This is a genomic window from Chryseobacterium sp. G0162 (assembly GCF_003815715.1).
In the GTDB taxonomy this organism is placed as follows: domain Bacteria; phylum Bacteroidota; class Bacteroidia; order Flavobacteriales; family Weeksellaceae; genus Chryseobacterium.
On record NZ_CP033922.1, the window covers coordinates 4,074,137 to 4,094,072 of the forward strand.

The window sequence follows — 19,936 nt, forward strand, 5'->3', positions numbered from 1 at the left end:
TTGATTTATTTATATTTATTACTGTATGCATTTAAGCTAGACCTGGTTGTAATCTCTATTCCAACTTCTTTAAGTTGCTTTTTAAGATCTTTAAGACTTAGTGTTTTTAAAGAGTCGAGGGATATATTATTTTCTTGCAATATTTTTGAGACTTCTTCATAATTATTACGATCGAACTTAACTAAATTTATTTTGGAAGACTCTTCATTGGTTCTAGTTTTAATTTTATGTAGAATATTGTAGATTTTTAATTTGAAAATACTTTCATCAGTAAAAGGTGTGCAATATTTGACTATAAGAGAAGTGAGATTATTTTCATTGTTTTTCTCTTGTTTTTTGCCTTCTAGTATCGTAGAGTCACTCAAATTACTAGTGATATTTTGGTTATCATCACTGTTAGAGCTTTCTTTTATTATTTCTGTTCCCTGTTGTTTTGTGTCTTCGTTATTTAGTGTGTTTTCTGAAGTATTATAATTACTTGATTGGTTATCGTCATTCTTTAAGTAAACTAATAATAAAGGACATGATAGTATCCATTTAGAAAATGTTAACTCTGAAAAGTCTTTTTTTAATATTGTTTTTAAATTATTTATAAATATTTTATTGCTATAATTTGTATTGTTAATATTTAATTCGCTGGCGAAATTACTGTTTTCTCTACAGTCTTCAATCAAGACGGCGTTCATAAATGCAATTAACTGTGCATGGAATATTTCCCCAAGACTTTTTTTATTCATTTTATTTTCTATATTGGATAAGGCGTAAAAATATCGAGTTACGATTTTACCAAGTAGATGAACTGAAACGCTATTGTTTTTAGGATAGTTTCTTGCCCATTTTTCAAAGAGCTCTTCAATCTTTGTATCTGTATCTGTTCTTTCAGGGAATTCGAAGTTAGTTTCCTCGGAGATATCGTAATCCTCATTGTTTCCCCTTTTAAAATCAGGCATCATGTAAGCTCTAAGTTGAGAAAGTTCTGAGAATCCATTTTTAAGATCTTCTAAGTCGAATTTGCGACAAAGCTCACCAATTGCACCAAAAAGTAAATATGGAGAATAAGTAAGTAGTGAAGTCTGTTTGTAGGTATATTGATTCGAACTGAGGGGTATGTATACTAAAAGTTTTTCTATAAAAGTTGCATTTTCAGCTTTTAATACACTATCTATCCTGTCAGAAGTAGCTTGTCTATTTCTTTTTGCTTTATCTGCCATTCCAAATATGGGAATGGTTCCAGCTATGGATATGTTTTCACTATTAGGGTTTTTATCTGTATATCCTCTTATATATGCGGTGACTTTACCAATGATATCTTTTAATACTCTATCACTTAGTATGATATCCTTTTCACATAATTCTTTAAAAGAAGGATCAAAAACTGCTCGATTTTCATTAGAATAACCTAATATTGGAACTAAATTTCTGATATATCCTATTCTGATAAAATAATCAAAAATTACAAAAGGATCATTTTGTATTTTATTAGTCAGACTGAAGTTTAGGCTTAAAAGAACTGAATTTAATGAAGAATCAGTCGTAATAGGTTGTAGTTGATATAATTCTTCCAATCGCTGCTCTTTTAATAGAAACTGTAAAACAATTCTATTGAGATTGCTATTCAGTTTTAACGATTCTGGATCTATTTCTTTATCATACAAATCACTTATAAATACATCAATTAATAATAATATTTGTTCATTGGAAACGGTACGATTATCCTGGTCTAAGTAGAAAATTGAAAGGATCTGGATCTGCGTTCTTATTGGTAATGCTAGTAGAAAATTTAAATAAGCACTCGCCTGATATTCATTCTTAATCCCTAAAAGTCCTAAAATATTTCCATAAGCTTGATCAATTAAAATACCTTCATTTTCGTTCTTGTAAATAAATATACTCCTATCCCGCTTTTGGCAAATATCATAAATGGTAGGTAAATGAATCCTAAATTTAGGCTGTAAAATCTTTTGTAAATATTGAGATTCCAATTGTGTTACCACATCATTAAAAACCGAAATTTTGTTGAGTCCTTCTGCTTCATACTTCAGGATTTCATTTCCGAAATTCTGCCATTTTTTTTGTCGGACAACAGATGAGTATAATTTAAGATCACCGCTTATTATTGTAATTAGCTGGGCACCTGTAAAATATTTGCGGATCGTTTCCAGAACAGCCCAGCCTTTTCGTGAGTCTACATCAATATCATCAAACATTAAAATAAAAGCTTTTTTGTTTAATATTTTAAGGGCTTCTTTAAGGAAGAAATTAAAATTATCACCTAATTTAAGGGATGAGTCAACTGCTTTTAAACCGTTTTCCATGACGAATTCGGGATCCTGCCATCCTTCATTGGAATTATTGCCAATTCCATCTATTGAGGGAAGCCCTGCGGCAAGTTTATTTAGTGCCTGCCGCCAGGTTTTTCTAGAAGCAAATAAATTTTCATTACTTATATTGCATTCATCTTGATCCAATTTCTTTTCAATAAGATCTGTGATTCTTGAAATGACATTCAAAAAGACATGTCCTTTCTCTTCAATCAAGGTTGGATCAATAATGTTGAGAACCTGTATGTCTTTACCGATAGAGTATCGTTCAGAAGATTCTAAATAAAATTTTATACTTAATAAGAAGGAGGTTTTTCCGCTGCCTCTTGAGCCTAATATTGTTATTGTATTATGTAGGTTTTTGTTGGCAGCACTAGCTTGATCAATTGGAATGCTGTCTTTAATGATCTGGATTACTTTGTCAAATTCTTTATTATGAATAAGGGTGCTGTAATTTTGTTTATCACTATTTGTGGAATAATTTTGAGCATGTGTGCTATTTTCCAGAATTATATTAATTGGAATCATGACAAGATTGTTTAATGATGAGTTATGGTTAGTTTGATATCTGTAAATATAATATATCTTTAAACAATTCCCAAATACTTGTTATAGTAGTATTAATATACTGAGATCTGATTATTGAATGAAAAAAGGTAACTAGCCAGTCACCTTTTAAATAATATATAAGACAGTTTTTTTAATTTATTTTAAATTTACATTAGAAAAGAATACTTTAAATTAAAATATACTCAGGTTGTACTGTTTTGCCAGATCTAGAATAATATGGTATCCAGCCAATGAATTTCCATGTTGATCCAATGCAGGACTGAATACACCAATACCCATTTTTCCGGGAACGCTTACGGTAATTCCGCCTCCTACGCCGGATTTGCTTGGTAATCCTACCATGCGGGAATATTCCCCACTGAATTCGTACATCCCGGCAGTTAGCATTTGGGATTCAATCAGTTTAGCAAGGTCAGCGTTTTTATATTGGGAATCTCCATCAAAACGTACACACTGATTGGCGAAGAAATAGCCGATCTTCGCCAGATCTTCAGCCGTAAGTTCAATAGAACATTGTTTGAAATAGTTGTCTAATTGGTCTTCATTTCCTGAAATCAATCCGCTATTTTTCATGATATAGAACATTCCACGGTTACGGTGCCCGGTAGATTTTTCGGATTCATAAACAGATTTGCTGTAATCAATAGTAGTGTTTTTGGTGATGTATCGAACCATATCCAATACTTTAAGGAATGGTTTTTCGCCTTCACCGGGAATTAAAGAAGTCGTAAGGATGGCTCCTGCATTCATCATTGGATTGAGTGGCTTTCCTGTTGTTTCTAGATTGGCAAAATGGTTAAAAGGTCTGTCTGATCCGAAATATCCCATTTTGTCAAAAACATGGGCTTCTCCTCTTTCATTGACGGCAACCATTAAAGCAATGATCTTGGAAATGCTCTGCATAGTGAATTTTTTGCTAACGTCACCCGTATTCAATATTTTACCGTTCTTATCTACTACTGAAAAAGCAATTGCTTTAGCGTCCATTTTACCCAATTCAGGAATATAATCTGCTACTTTACCCTGTGTGTAATAATTTCTGTTCTTTTCCAGGATGCTGCTTAAGGTTTTTTCTGAAATGGTAGAAAGGTCTGCCGTTTTCTGAGCGTACATCACTGTATTTAAGGACAAAAATCCTGCAATAAGAATTCCTTTGGCGGAAAATAAAAAGCTATTTTTTTTCATGTAAATATTTTCGAATAAAAGTTTATAATAAGCCTCGAAAAAACAAAGATAAGGTATTTCATTTTTTGTGCAAGATTGGGTGTAGGTATACTGGGAAGATGGAGGGAAGATGGCATGAAGGATTAATTATTCCTCAGAAATAGGGAAATATTACATTTTCAATTGTGATATGAGTTGCAGTGAATGACTCTTGTGTTTTAATCCTTGGGGTATGGGCAAAAATTAATTTTAATTCCAAACGCTGATTTATCTTTTTAGTTCAAAATCTTTGTGGAATAATATTCCATATTGATCAAGCATATGGGTTTTGCTATTTTCTTCCTTTGCATTTCCAGTATCAATATAATAGAGAGGGAACTTTTTGTTAATAATGTCTTCCTGATCTTTCGGGCTAAGGTTTTTAACGATCTTTATATTGCTGTTTTGGTCAAAATTTCCCATCAGTGAAATTTGTTCGGAAAAATTACCTAAGTGGAAGATGGCAGGTTGATTTTCGGAACGTTTTTTAATTTCCTGTATAACCTTTTTACAATAGGCCAATTCCTGATCTTCATACTCTTCATTAATAAATACGCTACCTGTAAACTGAACTTTCTTTGCGGTTACGTGAATCAAAAATGGGGATAGGAATAATGCAAATAGTACAGGTTTCATTACTTTTTCATTCATTATGTATTGAAGAAGGATAAGGATAAAAGGGACTGATGGAATTAAATAGCCTGGTTCCAATGGGTACCTGATAAAGAATATCAGATTGGAAATAATCATCATAATGCTGAATAGGGCAAAATGATTTTTAGATACATCTTTTAGCCTTTGATAGCCTCCCCTAAACAATTGGATGATTAAGCCTAGAATAATAGCCAGTATTCCTAAAGTTCCATAGATGTATATTGTACCCAGACTTAATATACTTGCAAGATTAACTTCTGAGTCTCCATAACTTTGAAGGAAATTAATGCCATATTTTAAAATAACAGGTGAAAAGAAAATACAGGTGAAAATACCGGTTAAAACGGAGAATTGTAAGATTTTTTTTATATCCTTTTCAAGGTAAATGTATGCAAGAAAAAGAAAGGCCGGAAGAAAAATAATATTGTTGAACCTCGTGCTTATCATAAGTCCCAATAATAAAGCGGAAAGCCAGATCTTTTTATTGAGGAGATGATAAACGCCCGCCAGTAAAAAGAATAAAGACCAATTGTATTCCATTGCTGTTGTACTGTTGAGGTAGATAATGGGTACAAATGGGAATACGATGGTGATAAGAAAGGAAAGTTTGATATTAAGAAAGTTCAAAATCTTAAAAAGATATAGGCAGCAACCGGCTGTAAATAAAACTGACAGTAAATTGATTACCCAATAAGGATAATGATATACTAATGAATATAAAAATTCCGGTAATGGATATCCGGGAAAACGGGAAACATTATAAATATGATTTTCATAGAGTACTTTTCCCGTATATACTTCTCTCCAGGCATCCAAATCAGTACCTAAACTATTAAAAATAAAAGGTAACCGTGACAGTAATACTATTAAAACTATCATTATTTCCTTACCATATTTTTTCATTTTACCTGTTAATTGTTTTCTGACACAAAATAAGTTCTTTTTTACTTAATAAAAGGATGATCTGAGGCTTATCTATAGATAAAATAAAGTATTTCGCCTTTTCCTGCAATTTATCCTGAGAATATAGTGAGTTAAAAAACTTCTCCAATGTTGGCGAAAAAACCGTGTGAATTATTTTGGCCGAAACCATAATCTATACATAGGTTGGTGTTGCTGTGTTTGTTAAGTTTGATGCGTAATCCCACTCCGTATCCAAAGAGGAGTTTTTTGTATTCATCGGAAAGATCTGCGGAGAAAGACTGAACATTTGCAAAAACGACCCCTCCCAACAAACCGTTTCTGGTAATCCCAAAACGGTATTCATTTTCATAATAATACATGTTTTTTCCACGAAACCTGCTTTGTATGTATCCTCTTCCTGTGTTGTTCTGGTCATCCCAACCTGTACTGGGAAGCATAAGATAGGGTGGTGTTGTTTTACTTGTAGTTAGCCAGGCGAATCCCCAAAATGCGAGAATATTTTTTGAATTAGCCGGGAAGTGAACGTATTTTCTTGCGTCTATCTGAAGCGAAGACCAATTGGACTGGCTTCCCATGAAGGTAAAGTTAGGACGATAAGTAATGCTTAAGTATTCACCGTTCTGAGGGTTGATCTGGTTGATTCTATTATCGTATAGAGCTTTTATTGCCAATCCTGATGCTCTCTCGGATGTTTTTAAATCCCGGGTGAGAAGGCGGCTGATTCTTGTTCCCAGTGAATCTGTGACCTTAATACTCCAAAATTGATCATAATAAATTCCTCCGCCCACGTAAAAGTCTTTTAATACATTAAACATAATGGATTGATGCAATTTTATATATTTAAAGTTAACTGTATAAGCGGTGTTTGAGTTTGCTTCTATTGAAATTCTTTTTCCTCCCAGTCCATATACTTCTGAGGGGTAATTAAGGTATTTGAAATCACTGATAAAATTGATTTTGTTACCCTTTGTCCAGATATTGGCATAGAGGGGAAAGATCGTCTGTTTATATTGTGAATAGGTGTAGCTGGTAGAAATATTAGAAATTTTCTGGTCTTTGGATCTTTGCTGATAGAACCCAATATTACCACTTATAACCCCAGCAAATCCTGTTTGTAGAGTATATCCTGCAGCTGGAATCATAGACCAGTTGAATTTCTTCTCAGCACGAATGGTGTCACCGTTATTTTTTTTATGAAAGACGTTATGAAAAATATCTACAATGTCTTTTTGAGGTCTTTTAGATTCATATAGAGTATCGGATAAAAACCGGGATTGGTTGCTCTGAGCGTGGCAGAAAAAGGAAAAGAGAATAAACAGTGGGGAGGTGAAAATTCTTTTCATGGTTGTGAATTTGTAATAACAATAATACATATAAATTCTTAGGCAAAATAATCTGTAATCAAGGTGTTGTATTAGATAATTCTGTTGCTATTCAAATATGCTGTGATTAATAGTAATAAAGATCATTTTAGGTTTAAAATATTATTAAAAAATAAAAAATAAGATTACCTGTTGTGTTTTTGGTTAATTTTTTTCTTTAAAAAGTGTATTTTAATAGTATTAAATTCTGTTTTTGTGGTATAAAAAGGTGATAATTTGATTTTTTTGTAAATTATTTTGGGGTATGTTAATTGAGGTATAGTCAGTAATGATGGTGTTTTATTGATGTTAAATGTTTTATAATACAATTTTTTTCACTTATAAATGATTTTGTTGTTAAAATTTTCATTAATTTCCAAATGAAAATTAATACATTTTTATTAACCATGAAAAACATCACTTATCTTAGTAGGCAGCACGTCTTCAGATGGCTCCTGCTATGTTGGCTCCTGGTACCTTGGGGTCTGCAAGCACAATCATCAACTCATGTTACCTGGGACTCTCAGGTCGGATGCCAAGTCCATCGGGGCGAAAAAGGCAATGGCGACAATTCTGTTGCTGCTGCAAGCGTCGAGACTGGTACATGTATCCGTGTCTGTGAGAATTCCAATGTGACTTATACGGTCCACGGATCTAATATTTTAAATGTGCAATGGACTTCTGCGGGAGGAACTGTGCAAAGTGTTTCAGGTGCTTCCAATACACAAGCTATTATAGCTTGGGGGGCTGCTGGAGGCGGCTTTGTACATGCAGTTATTCAATTTTTTGATGGAACAACTGAGACCCAAAATATTTGCATCGAGAAAATAAACAAGCCGATTCCCAATTTTACGGTCCTTAATATGAAGGATAGAGTTTGTAAGAATACGGAGGTTCATTTTCAAAACCTTTCTCAGGCAAATGGAGGAAGTGATATTGTCAATTACTTTTGGGATTTTGGAGACGGAACAACTTCCACAGCCTTTGAACCTAATCACACATATACTTCAGCAGCAGGGCTTACTGTTAGTCTGACTGTAACCAATAAATGTGGTTGTTCAGAAACTGTTTCTCAAAAACTGGAAATTCTGGAATCACCACCTGTACAGATCAACTGTGCCTCGGTAGTGTGTGAAGGAAGTGTTGAAAAGTACAGTGTACTGAATGGATGCAAGGGTGACTGGAAAGTAATTGGTGGAACACTTTTAAATAATTATGGAAACGAAATCGAAGTTAGATGGGATCAGGTAGATCCGGAGGACGGCTTTGGATACGTAATGTATAAATCAGAGTGTGGATGTCCAGAGTGGACTACGGTTAAAATTCCTGTAATTTTGAAAGCCGCAAAGATTAAAGGGCAAAGTGTAGTATGTACTGGCAGACAATATACATATTCACTTCCACAGTGGCCTACTACCAGTGTTGACTGGGATGTAACAGGTCCTGGACTAGGTGAACTGACTTATAACCAACAAAGAAATGAAATTCTTTTCAAGGCAACAGTACCAGGTACTTATACTTTGACAAGTAAATATTTCAATACTTTAATGTTATGCGGTGGAGAAGCAGCAAAAAAAATTGTTGTAGAACAGCCGGTAACCATATCAGGTGGAACACCTGAAATTTGTGTAGGCACATCTCAAACATTTACAGCTAGTCCTAATGTTCCTGTTATTTGGAATGTAACTTTAGATGGTGGGGTAGTGTATACTTCGCCACAACCAATCAGTGTACCTTTTAGTTATAATTTTGCAACACCGGGTACTTATATTGTAACAGCAGTTAAAGCAGGTGGAGGCTGTGAAAGCCAGGGAATACTTGTTAATGTAGTAGCACCACCAAAACCTCCGAAAGGACCAATTATTGGGGATGATGTGGTATGTACGGGAAGACCTTATGTTTATTCAATTGGTTTAACTCCAGCAAATGTGATTCCGGTATGGACTGTAACAAATGGTACAATTATCGGGAGTAATGCAGGAAATTCTATCTCAGTTGTATTTGATACCGGGTTCCCTACATTCTCAGTGTCTGTTCGTTATAGAACACTAGGTCAGGCTGGTTGTCTTTCCAGTGCGATTACAAAAAACATAAAAGCAGTAGATCTTAATAAGGTTTCTATTGTTCAGAATATGGGACCTTTCTGCCCAAGCAGCACGCAGAACTTCAGTGCGGTTTTAGGAAATATTGTTCCGGATTCTATGGAATGGAGTTTTGATCAACCTAATTTCGGAAGTTTTTCATCTGGGCAGGGAACGGCTAATATTGTGGTAAATATTAACGAAGTTTCAGGCGGGGTATATGATACTAATCTGAATTTGAAAATTGTAAAATGTGGTCAGGTGAAGATTATTTCTATGCCGATAAAAAAGATGGCTCTTCCAGTGATAAACTTTACCAATGTTGGAAAAATTTGTCCAGGTTCAGATCTTAATTTCACTATTAATCAAGGGGGAATTACTACAGCAACAAGTGTAACGTTTACTTTTGCTAATGGCAGTCATACAGAAAACTTTAATCAGTTCGGAACTTATAGTTTTCCGAATAACGGATATATTCAGAATAATACCGGAGGTAATGTTTCGCAAGTCGTTACAGTAACTATTAACGGGGCTAATTCATGTTCATACAAACCAACGGCAAGTGCTAATTTTATTATCCTTCCGGAAACAATTATTACGGTTTCACCAGTATATAATCTTCAGGTTTGTGATAGCCAGCCTTTAGCACCTTACACTCTTACTGCTAACAGTTCAACAGGGCTTACCAATATTTTAGAGTGGCAATGGTATAAAGATGGTTTACCATTGAATGGATTTACTACAAATTCATATACATTGTCAGGAGTTGGCCTTGCAGGAACTTATCAGGTAAGAGCTAAAGATATCAATGGATGTTATGTGTACTCACAAGAGATTAAAGTAACCAATGCTTGTCCTACAGGCAATAACTGTACAACACCACCTACGGTTTATTTTGCCGCAGAATGGACTGATTGTAACAAAATTACTGTGAATTCTTTCAGCGTAAATAATACGCCGGATCAGATTGAGTGGGTGTCTAATAATATCCTTACTATAATTAACGGGCAAGGGACAACTTCACCTGAGTTCCAAACCAATCTTGCAGGAGCACACATTGTGAGTGTTCGTTTAAGATATGGTACATGCTGGTATTCAACAAGCATTGAGGTTCGAAAACATTATGAACCTAAATTTGAGATTTCTCAGACTTGTAATGGTAACGGATATAATGTAACTCTTTACAATACCTCTACGATATTCGATATTAACCCGAATGCTATTGTGTATAAATTTAGTTCACCAGGACTTCCTACACAGACAGGACAGACAGCAACTTATAATAATCTGCCACCAGGAACATACACCTTTACAATGTCAATGTTTGCGCCATCATATCTTTATCCTCCTTGTACGATTACAAAAACAATTACTTTGGCACCGACTCCTAGTACGGATTTCTTACTTCCGGCTATTGCATGTAAAGGAGAAGCGATTAATCTTTCGCCTGTGTCATATACTTCTGGAAATACTTACACATGGTATTTTGATGGAACAGCTTTTATTACTTCACAGCCAGGTTCGGTGGTTACATTTAATACTACCGGAACAAAAACTGTAAAACTGGAAGTTAGGACTCCACAGGGATGTGTTTATACCTCTGCTACCGTTAATATTATGGTAAAAGATGCTAATTTTACTGGAAATATTCTTCCATTAAGTGCTGTTGCATGTGAAGGAAGTGCTCCGGTAGTGTCCTTTTCGCCGATAGGTACAGCACCGTCAGGTTATATTTGGATGAATGGCTCTCAGCAAGTACCTGGAGCTCCTAATTCAATGAGCTTTGTTCCTACGCAATCAGGAAGCTATTGGCCAATATTAATATCACCGGAAGGATGTAGATCTAATATCATGAGCGAAAAAGCGGTGCCTATTACGATCAAAAAACCTCCGTATGTTAGTATTTCAGGACAAACAAATATTTGTTCAGGAAGTTCAGCAATACTTAATGGTATTGTGACAGCTAATAACTTAGAGTACAGATGGAAGAAAAATGGTGCTCCAATTGGTACACTATGGTCTAATACCTTCCCAATTGTTTTCAATACAGGAGCGTTGTCTGCAGGTACTTATACCTTTACGTTAGAAGTACGTAGCCCTGGAACAACAGATTGTACTTCATCCAAAGACTTTATCGTAACTGTAAGCAATCCGCCAGCACAGCCAACAATAACGTATACTCAAATAGAATGTACGCCGTATAAGGTGAAATTAACAGCATCTGGACCGGCGAATGGAGAGTATAACTGGAGCAATGGAATGACAGGACAAAGCATTGTTGTAGGAGAAGGAGGCGTGTATAAAGTGATATATACAGCTCCGACTGGATGTAAAACAGATAATGAAATAGCTGTACCATTAAGCATTGAAAGCCTTATGTGGGTGTTCCCTACAGGTTGTTATGATTACTGTAGAGATAAACAACGTTATGTACTGGGACCAAAAGGTACTTTCGATTATCATCAATGGGAACTTTTTGGAACATCGCTTCAAAATGGAACCAATGATATCATTTATCCGTTCTATTATGTAAGCAGTGCAGGAACTTATAGACTGAAAATTGAACAGAACATGCCATCAGGGCAAAAATGTGAATTCTATTCAGGACCATTGAACTATTATCCAGGCAAAGACTGTGGAGTAGAGACACAATGTGACGTTGACGTTAAGATCGAAGCCTTCAAATGGGATGGAGATCATTATAATGTTCATGGAATGATATACAATAACGGTGGAATGCCGATCATGCTTAACATTTCAAGTCTTAATGGATACGGAACTTATTTACCATCTATGATTACCATTCCGGCAGGAGGTACTTATGATATGAATAGCAATCCATTGATGTTCTATCCAAATGCAAACTTCCCTGGAGGGACTGATGCAATCCTATTCATGGGTCAGGAAGACTGTAAATTTGTTGCTGAGCCACAGATTATAGGTAAACCTAGTATTGCCAATGCAGGAAAACCAAGTCTTACGACAGCGTCTTCTCTGAAATTGATGCCAAATCCAGCAAAGGATATCGTGAAGGTTTCATATAATACCGGTAATGAGAAATTGCCGGCAACACAGATCAAAGTTTTTGATACTATGGGGAATGTTAAATTCCATAAAGAACTGAAGTCATCTTCAGGAGAAGTGAATGTAGATGTCTCCAACTGGTTGCAGAGTACGTATATCGTTATTGTGCAGGCAGGAGAAAAATCATTGCAAGGCAAATTGATTAAAAATTAATCCATACTTCATTTTAATAAGCAGTGTTCTCGGAAGAGAACACTGTTTTTTTTATAATTAAAGGAGAACTTTTGTCTCCATAATGATAATAGCAGTTTTTAATTTTTACAGACGAGATCAATTAATATGTTTCTTCACTATATACCTGTTTTCCAAGGTAGAAAAGTTCATGCTTCTTGAGATTCACATTATCCTCAAAAATATCATGAACAAAGCGAACCAATTCGTTTACCTTTTCCCTTTGGGTAATTCTTATCCGGGATTCAAAATTAGAAGTAAAGCCACTCTTAGTGTAGTTTAATGATCCGAGATAGGCAACTTTTCTGTCGATTATATAAATTTTTGAATGCAGGAACTTGTTGTCATAACGATTGTTTCTGACATACTTGAAATTTAATTTCTCGGAGTAATGGTAAGTGTAGATCTCCATTTTTCCTATTTCGGTTTTCTTTTCCCAGCATCTGAAGAATCCGTATAGAGAGGCAACAGCAACTATAAGAGCAATGAAATTATTAGAATTGGTAAGGTCATCAACAAGATGTATTCCGAAGTAAATGAGCGAAAAGATTCCCAGGCAGAAAAGTCCAATAGAGGATAAAAAGAAAAGGCTCTTCAGACTTTCCCTTTTCTCTTTTTTCTTTACATCTGTCACCCGGTTCTGATGGATAAGTTTTCGTAATATATTTCCATATTGTTCAGGTCGGAGATCACTGAATGCCAGTCTCACGTTGATATTTCTGTTCTTCAGCATAAGAAGATCATCCAATTTTACTTCATCAATATAAGGGGAAACGATAAGGACTTCTGCTTTTGCATTCAGGATATCTTTATTCAATTGATTGCCTGCGTTTTGCCCGACAAATACTTCAACGCCTTCACTGTTTTCAGTATCAATTTTAAAATAATATTTTTTGTTTTCCTTATAATACACGTTTGTTGTTCTTAAATGGTATTGAAATTATATGTTTTCGGATGTCTCTGTTTTTTAACAAGATCAGATCCAAAAACGCAGACTAAGCCTGATATTGTACTTTAGGCGCCAAATTTACGTTTCTTTTTATTGTTTGCTTTACGGGAAAGCATAAAAAACTGATATCTTTTTAGCATCAGGCCTGGAATAATATTTCTAAAAAGCACTCTGACATTATCTGATACTGCCTTAGGACCCTTAAGTATATCATACCCAATAAATACTTTAAATAAGAAACTAAACGGATTACATAAAAACTGGAATAAGGTAAATAATTTATTTTTTTGAAAGAATTTATAGGTGTTGCTTTGTCAAAAAAAAACATGAAACAATTTTTATTTTACGGATTAACGATAACTATATTTTTTATGACAACAGGAAATTTAAAGGCACAGAACAAAATATTTGAAAACGATGCAAAAACCATTGATGCTATCATGAAAGCAAGTTATGAGGTGGTGTCAGGTGAAAAAGGAGCGAAAAGACAATGGGAAAGAGATCACTATTTGCATCATCCCAAAGCGGTATATTCTTATTTTGACAAGGTAAAGCAAGAGCAGGTAACTTTGACATTACAAGAGTTTCATCAGGCAACGGATGATATGGTTTTTAGCACTGCATTTTATGAGAACGAAATTAACAGAGAAGTCAGAATTTTTGGTAATATCGCCCAGGTTTGGAGTACTTACGAGACAAGACTGGAAAAAAATGGTAAAGTGGCAAGAAGAGGAATCAACAGTATTCAACTCATTTTTGAAAATAACCGATGGTATATCATTGCTTGGATATTCAGTGGGGAAACCGACCAGAATTTAATCCCGAAAACATTCGATAGAAATTAGAAAAAAGGAAGATTGTCTCAAAAGTCAGGCTAATTGATTTTTAAGACAGCCTTTTTTCATGATGAAAATTGAAAGATGACGTTTGATTTTGAGTATATTATTTACTAAATCATAGTCTAAAAAGGAAACTTAATCTTAGTGTTATCTTCCAGCCTATTTCTTATTTTTGCAGAGCATACGCGACTAAACTGTTTATTTCAACATATGAACAATACATTCTCTGACAATCATCAAATAGGAGTTGTTTCTACATTTTCTGAACTTATAAATACTCATTTTCAGGGAGAGATTAATGCGATGTGCTGGTACAGGAATTTAGACGGTGATTTTAAAGAAATTGTATCTAAGCTTTCTTTGAAAGAGAATATTACCGAAATTTCTGCGGGAGATCTTTTAGCATTGGAGTTATCGGAGAAAGGAAATACCGCCAGAGAAATAATCCTGAATGATTTACAGTTATTAACGGATTTCGGAGCATTGCCTTCCCTTAATCTGCTTAAAAATTACGAACGGGACGAGGAGTTCGATTTTATTTCAACGGATGTTTATTCGTATCACGTGGATCGTTCACCTATTGGAACAGATACTTTTTTATGTACCTATCATGGTGCGGCGAGTGATATTTTGCCTAATGAACAGGCGCTACAAAAAATACAGGTTCCTGAAATCCGGAAAAAACTCAAGGAATTACATGATGGGCCGGAAGAAGAATTTGACGGTTTTTTGAAGGACTGTTTCTTCGATCTGCATTATCAGGCTCAGCCTAATGCACAACCTACAAACCTTGGAATAGGGCATCTCTGGCGACTGGCGGTAGATCATCCTGCACAGAAAGTGTTACCTTGTGTGCATAGGGCTCCTGTTGAAAATGAAGGTGAATATCGTCTGCTTTTGATCTGTTAAATCACTTTGATTAGGTAATGCTGTTTTATTGTAGTTGGGATTTCTCATTCAAAAGTAGTACCTTTAAAATAAATTATCCTTTATTTACGGTCTGTTGGCTTGTAAATTGATACTACAAACTGTATTGAATTTTGATGACTAATGACTAGATCAATTGTAACTTTAATTTTCTTTTTAAGTGGTTTTTTATTGTTAAGTGCCCAGGAAAAGAAAGATTCACTTTATTACAAAATAGAAGAATTTTCGGATAAAAGAAAAGTCACTAAATTCCTTCATCGTTTCATATTTCGTAGGGAAGCAGATTCTACTTCCGTGAAGTCCAGAACTGAAAAACTTCCACAGGAAGCCTATAATAAAAAATATATCCGAAACATCAGGATCGAAACCATTGACCCTTTTGGATATGATTCTAAAGATCAGAAAGAAAAATTGAAATGGTACGATTGGTTTACAGACCACCTTCATTCCACAACAAGAACTTCTACTGTTAATAATTATTTGCTTTTTAAAGAAGGGGAAGAGTATAATGCCCAGAAACTCTACGAATCTGAACGTTTGTTGAGAACAATGCCTTTTATAAACAGAGTGAATATCAGTGTTGCCGACGATACTTCCAATAAAGATTCTATTGATGTGGTGGTAAAAGTTCTTGATTCCTGGAGCTTAAAGCCAAGAATCAGTTACTCAGGAAGTAAGATTGGCCTTGGAGTTACTGAAGAAAATGTATTGGGACTAGGCCACACCTTTGATTTCCTTTACAGAAATGACTCTAAAGAAAAGCAGGATTATGTTTTAGGAAGTTATACCACCTACAATCTTTTTGGATCTTACATTAGTGCTCAAATCCTCGGAGAACGGGATTTTTTGAGAAATGAAAGAATCAATTTTAATGTCAGAAGAGATTTTTTCTCCCCTTTAACAAAATGGGCGGGTGGTTTTACTTTTGAATATTTTATGCGGAATGTTTTACTTCCCTTAGAAACGGATACTGCATTTCCCGAAGTTCAGATCAAAGTATACAGCCAGGATTTGTGGGGTGGGTATCAGATCCCGGTGTCATCAGATCCCAGTGAAAAAGTTAGCAGTAATATTGCTGTTATAGGAAGATTCCAAAACTATCAGTATAAAGACAGTCCTGGAATCGATCAGTATAAATATTTTAGTTCCTACAACAGTTTTTTGATGTCTGTGGGGCTTATTAACAGACGGTTTTCAGTGCAGAAGAATATTTTTCAGTATGATTTACCGGAGGATATCGCTTATGGGAATTCTGTGAACATTATTGCAGGTGGCTTATCCAGAAATAAAGAAGTAAATCCTTATGCAGGAGTTTCTGCATCTTACGGCAGCTTTACAAAGTTGGGATATTTTACCTTGAAAGCACAGTTTGGAAGATTTTTTAATGAAGACAGCCAAAACAGAGAGTCTTTCCGTATAGATGGAACGTATTTTACGAATCTTATGGACTGGAAGTTTGCGAAAGTAAGACACTTCTTTTCTCCAACTTTAGCTTTGGGGAATCCACAACATAATTATTCTTATAAAGATAGAATCAATCTCACTTCGCCAGATGAATTTCCTGTTTATAATGCTGATTACATTGGAACTAAAAAAATGGTCTTAAGGTATCAGCTTCAGATGTTTGTTAATAAAACCTGGAAAAACTTCCATTTCAGCCCTTATTTAACGATGGCAGTAGGATGGCTGGGTATGCCCAATGAAAAGCTGTTCAATACCCGTACAAATACTAAAATAGGAGTGGGAGTTTTGATTAATAATCCGTTTTTGGTGTTCAACAGGATTCAGGTTTCTTTTACCTATTATCCTCGTGTTCCATTTGATAATAACTCTGTTTTTGATTTTAACAGCAACCGAAACAATCTTCTCCCAATGAACAGTTTTGCTACGGAGGTGCCTCATTTTGTGAATTTTGGGAATTGATGAGAAGGATGAATATGTATTTTTCTAATATTGAATGAGCTGTTTCAAACTGGGTTTCATAAAGATTTTATTGTTTTCATAACTCCTTAATTCAGGCTTATCTCTGTAGTAAAAAGGTTTTGTTTATTTAGAGTTTAAATTTTTTTAATTTGTAATTTATATACAAATTATAATTTTGTGCCGTTTTATTATAAAAGATTAAGCCGAAAATGAACCGTATTCTACTTAAAACAGTGCTTATCCTTTTTTATATTTTATGTTCGCCTGTAAAAGCAAAAAATAATGACAAGGCCTTACTATATAAAGAGGAGCTAAAACTATATACGCAAAAGATGATGCACGATCCTAAAACGTACATCAGTAAATTTAATAAGCTCCGAGAAAAATCAATCAAAAGTCATGTATGGGATGTTGCTGCAGACTGTTTGTTTTATAAAGCCTGTTGTTTTTATTATGTCAATAAAAGTGACAGTTCTATTATCAATTCCCAAAAAGCTATTGAAGAGGCTGAGGAAAATCATTTAGACTATATAAAAGCAAAAGGAATGGGGGTTTTAGCATTAGAATATTCCCGAAAAGGTTTTACAAACCGTGCTTTTGAAACCTTAGAGGACGCATTGGCTTTAATTAAACCAAATGATCACTTAAATAAGTCTCTTTTATATGGTATGGGATTCCAGATTTCTTTGTATGCAGATGATAAAAAAAACATGCACAAATATTCCATCCTTAATCTGAATGAAGCCAAATTATCCGGTGAAAAAAATAGATTGAGAATCGCTCATATTGCAAAAGGTGAAATTGAACTTGATCTATTGAATTTTAGTCAGGCAGAGATTGATTTTAAAGAAGCATTGCGGCTTTCCGATCCTAAAGATAATTATCAAAATGCCCACATCAACCTTATTTTTGGAGAACTGTATTACCAACAAAAGAAATATGATACTGCCACATCCTTTCAGTTGAATGCTTTAAAATCGGCAATGGCTATCGGAGAGAAACACCTTCTCATTCAGATTTATGATGATTTAAAAAAAACATATAAAGCAGAAAATAATATCAAAGATTACCAGATTGCTGATGAAAACTCTAAGGAGTTGAATGATACTCTACAAACTCTTAATCTGAAACAGCAGGAAGTAGTCTTAAATTCTTTGGAAAAAAGAGCAAAGGATGCTCAACAGAAAAAGACCAAAAATTATATTGTTATTCTAATCATTGCTTCTGTATTGCTGTCTGTTGCTCTCTTTTTCCTGGCGAAATACTATAAACGTTTTAGGAAATTAAGTTTTACCACAAAAGAAAAAGAGGATATCATTAATGAAAAACAACAGGAAATAAATCAGCTTCAAGAAGAAAACCAACGGGAATCATTGGAGGAGCTCCTTCGAAGTGCTGTGGAAAATGATCCTCCTTTTCTTAGAAAATATCAGGAAGCTTATTCGGTTTTTTTTGAAAAACTTACGGCATTATCTCCAAGTCTTACCACAGATGACCTTAAGTGTTGTGCGATGATGCATTTGAATTTTTCTGCTAAAGAGATTGCCGGTTATACCCATTCTTCTATCCGAACTATTGAAAATAGAAAATATCGAATTCGTAAAAAACTCAACTTAGATTCTTCAATTGATTTAAATACATTTTTAAGAGATTTCTAAACATACTCTATTAGAGTTATCTAATAGAGTACACTTTGGTCTGTTTGTATTTATTTGATAATCAAATTATTGCAACAATGTTTTTATTAAAGAGTAGAAATAGAGTAGGCTGATTTTAGGTGCTGTTTTCGGTTGAGAATATATTTGTTATATAAATTTTAATTAAAATATATTCTACAAATGAAACGAATGATTGTCCTTTTGATTGGGTTGTATTTCTCCGGTTTGACCTTTGCTCAAGTGGGAGGTAATGCTGTACAACTTGATCCCCCAATTAATTTAGATGCCAGAAGTACTTCCTCAGTGATCCGAGAAACTTCGCTGAATCTTGTAATGATTACAGAAAGGAATTCAATCGGATGTCCCGCCATCTCTAAATGGCAATACATCAGTGAAAATTCCGGAAATACAGCTATTTCATATTCAAAACATTTTTATAATGCTATATAAACAAATACATATTGGCGAATGCATAGAGGAGAAAGTAAAACAGGAGGATATTGACATGGATCGCCTTATGCGTTTCCTTGATGTCTCAGAAGAAGAAATACTAAAAATGTACAAAGAAGCAGAAATTACCACCAATATGCTGCTGAAATGGTCTAAAGTTCTTGAGTATGATTTCTTCAGAATCTATTCTCAACATTTAATTCTGTATGCTCCGCCTAAATGTCGCGATTCTGAACATAAAACAAAACAGTCACCTTTGCTTCCCATATTCAGGAAAAATATATATACCAAAGAGATTATAGAATTTATGATTGAAATGGTGAATGATGGGAAAAAGACAAGAGCTCAAATAATGGAAGAGTATAAAATTCCTAAAACAACACTTTATAAATGGTTTGAAAAATATAATAAACAAGCACTAATTAATACCAGAACAAAAGGATGAAAATTTTGATTGACAGGACTGTTAAAAATGAAAAGAGTAGACCCAACTTTAAAAGGATCTATGAAGATCTCATTCATTTTAAATATCCGGATAAAAGAAAAGAGCTTTGTGAAATATTAGACAAAGAAAAGCTTACAGACTACGACTTGATACGGTTGAATATCAGTTTGTTTGGTGATCAGCAACATAATCAGAAACTAAAAGCCTATGATAAAGAAACCATTATCAGGATGTTAGATTATCAGAAAAAAAACAGATTGAATAATACTCAATTGGCCATTCATTTTAACCTCAGTAGAAATACGGTTACTAAATGGAAAAGAAGATTTATATAAAATTTATATAGAATAAGATAATGATATATTTAAATGCACCA

General features: G+C 34.3%; 13 protein-coding genes. 8 read left to right on the forward strand and 5 right to left on the reverse strand.

What is annotated here, in order from left to right:
• Nucleotides 1-5: 5 nt before the first annotated feature.
• The 4 genes from EG344_RS18335 to EG344_RS18350 all read right to left on the reverse strand — a co-directional run bounded on the left by EG344_RS18335 (nucleotide 6) and on the right by EG344_RS18350 (nucleotide 7,015).
• A complete protein-coding gene (locus EG344_RS18335) occupies nucleotides 6-2,849 on the reverse strand; it encodes a hypothetical protein (RefSeq protein ID WP_123910811.1) in 2,844 nt (947 codons plus the stop codon).
• A 213-nt stretch (nucleotides 2,850-3,062) separates the two neighbouring features.
• A complete protein-coding gene (gene glsA, locus EG344_RS18340; protein ID WP_123910812.1) occupies nucleotides 3,063-4,076 on the reverse strand; it encodes a glutaminase A in 1,014 nt (337 codons plus the stop codon).
• Nucleotides 4,077-4,322: 246 nt separating this feature from the next.
• Nucleotides 4,323-5,627, reverse strand: a complete 1,305-nt coding sequence (locus EG344_RS18345) for an ArnT family glycosyltransferase (RefSeq protein WP_123910813.1) — start codon at nucleotides 5,625-5,627, stop codon at nucleotides 4,323-4,325.
• Nucleotides 5,628-5,782: 155 nt separating this feature from the next.
• On the reverse strand, nucleotides 5,783-7,015 hold the full coding sequence (locus tag EG344_RS18350) for a BamA/TamA family outer membrane protein (RefSeq protein ID WP_164464467.1): 1,233 nt from the start codon (nucleotides 7,013-7,015) through the stop codon (nucleotides 5,783-5,785).
• Nucleotides 7,016-7,413: 398 nt separating this feature from the next.
• Between EG344_RS18350 and EG344_RS18355 the strand changes: the two genes are divergently transcribed.
• A complete protein-coding gene (locus EG344_RS18355; protein WP_123910815.1) occupies nucleotides 7,414-12,351 on the forward strand; it encodes a PKD domain-containing protein in 4,938 nt (1,645 codons plus the stop codon).
• Nucleotides 12,352-12,472: 121 nt separating this feature from the next.
• On the opposite strand, the gene EG344_RS18360 is transcribed toward EG344_RS18355, so the two are convergent.
• Nucleotides 12,473-13,282 carry a phospholipase D-like domain-containing protein gene (locus EG344_RS18360; protein WP_123910816.1) on the reverse strand — a complete coding sequence of 270 codons (810 nt, stop codon included), beginning with the start codon at nucleotides 13,280-13,282 and terminating at the stop codon, nucleotides 12,473-12,475.
• A gap of 407 nt (nucleotides 13,283-13,689) precedes the next feature.
• Here EG344_RS18360 and EG344_RS18365 point away from each other — a divergent pair, with 407 nt between their 5' ends.
• The 7 genes from EG344_RS18365 (at nucleotide 13,690) to EG344_RS18395 (ending at nucleotide 19,895) form a co-directional block, all read left to right on the forward strand.
• Complete coding sequence (locus EG344_RS18365) at nucleotides 13,690-14,163, forward strand: hypothetical protein (RefSeq protein WP_123910817.1); 474 nt, start codon at nucleotides 13,690-13,692, stop codon at nucleotides 14,161-14,163.
• Between the two features lie 204 nt (nucleotides 14,164-14,367).
• Nucleotides 14,368-15,066: a DUF1826 domain-containing protein gene (locus EG344_RS18370; RefSeq protein WP_123910818.1), complete on the forward strand. Its 699-nt coding sequence runs from the start codon at nucleotides 14,368-14,370 to the stop codon at nucleotides 15,064-15,066.
• Between the two features lie 141 nt (nucleotides 15,067-15,207).
• Nucleotides 15,208-17,007 carry a POTRA domain-containing protein gene (locus tag EG344_RS18375; protein ID WP_123910819.1) on the forward strand — a complete coding sequence of 600 codons (1,800 nt, stop codon included), beginning with the start codon at nucleotides 15,208-15,210 and terminating at the stop codon, nucleotides 17,005-17,007.
• 209 nt (nucleotides 17,008-17,216) lie between these two features.
• Nucleotides 17,217-18,665, forward strand: a complete 1,449-nt coding sequence (locus EG344_RS18380; RefSeq protein WP_123910820.1) for a hypothetical protein — start codon at nucleotides 17,217-17,219, stop codon at nucleotides 18,663-18,665.
• Nucleotides 18,666-18,845: 180 nt separating this feature from the next.
• The gene (locus EG344_RS18385; protein WP_123910821.1) at nucleotides 18,846-19,115 is read left to right on the forward strand and encodes a hypothetical protein; all 270 of its coding nucleotides are present in this window, start codon (nucleotides 18,846-18,848) and stop codon (nucleotides 19,113-19,115) included.
• Entirely contained in the window at nucleotides 19,105-19,560 is a 456-nt protein-coding gene (locus EG344_RS18390; protein WP_123910822.1) for a helix-turn-helix domain-containing protein, read from the forward strand. Before EG344_RS18385 ends, EG344_RS18390 begins: the two co-directional genes overlap by 11 nt.
• The gene (locus EG344_RS18395; RefSeq protein ID WP_123910823.1) at nucleotides 19,557-19,895 is read left to right on the forward strand and encodes a helix-turn-helix domain-containing protein; all 339 of its coding nucleotides are present in this window, start codon (nucleotides 19,557-19,559) and stop codon (nucleotides 19,893-19,895) included. The genes EG344_RS18390 and EG344_RS18395 overlap by 4 nt, the downstream gene beginning before the upstream one ends.
• Nucleotides 19,896-19,936 lie beyond the last annotated feature (41 nt).

What these genes read in the sequence shown, in the direction of transcription:
- EG344_RS18345 (WP_123910813.1), bottom strand. Translation starts at nt 5,627, where the DNA reads ATGATAGTTTTAATAGTATTACTGTCACGGTTACCTTTTATTTTTAAT.
- EG344_RS18355 (WP_123910815.1), top strand. Translation starts at nt 7,414, where the DNA reads ATGAAAATTAATACATTTTTATTAACCATGAAAAACATCACTTATCTT.
- EG344_RS18380 (WP_123910820.1), top strand. Translation starts at nt 17,217, where the DNA reads ATGAACCGTATTCTACTTAAAACAGTGCTTATCCTTTTTTATATTTTA.
- EG344_RS18390 (WP_123910822.1), top strand. Translation starts at nt 19,105, where the DNA reads ATGCTATATAAACAAATACATATTGGCGAATGCATAGAGGAGAAAGTA.
- EG344_RS18350 (WP_164464467.1), bottom strand. Translation starts at nt 7,015, where the DNA reads ATGAAAAGAATTTTCACCTCCCCACTGTTTATTCTCTTTTCCTTTTTC.
- glsA (WP_123910812.1), bottom strand. Translation starts at nt 4,076, where the DNA reads ATGAAAAAAAATAGCTTTTTATTTTCCGCCAAAGGAATTCTTATTGCA.
- EG344_RS18365 (WP_123910817.1), top strand. Translation starts at nt 13,690, where the DNA reads ATGACAACAGGAAATTTAAAGGCACAGAACAAAATATTTGAAAACGAT.
- EG344_RS18370 (WP_123910818.1), top strand. Translation starts at nt 14,368, where the DNA reads ATGAACAATACATTCTCTGACAATCATCAAATAGGAGTTGTTTCTACA.
- EG344_RS18385 (WP_123910821.1), top strand. Translation starts at nt 18,846, where the DNA reads ATGAAACGAATGATTGTCCTTTTGATTGGGTTGTATTTCTCCGGTTTG.
- EG344_RS18395 (WP_123910823.1), top strand. Translation starts at nt 19,557, where the DNA reads ATGAAAATTTTGATTGACAGGACTGTTAAAAATGAAAAGAGTAGACCC.
- EG344_RS18375 (WP_123910819.1), top strand. Translation starts at nt 15,208, where the DNA reads ATGACTAGATCAATTGTAACTTTAATTTTCTTTTTAAGTGGTTTTTTA.
- EG344_RS18335 (WP_123910811.1), bottom strand. Translation starts at nt 2,849, where the DNA reads ATGATTCCAATTAATATAATTCTGGAAAATAGCACACATGCTCAAAAT.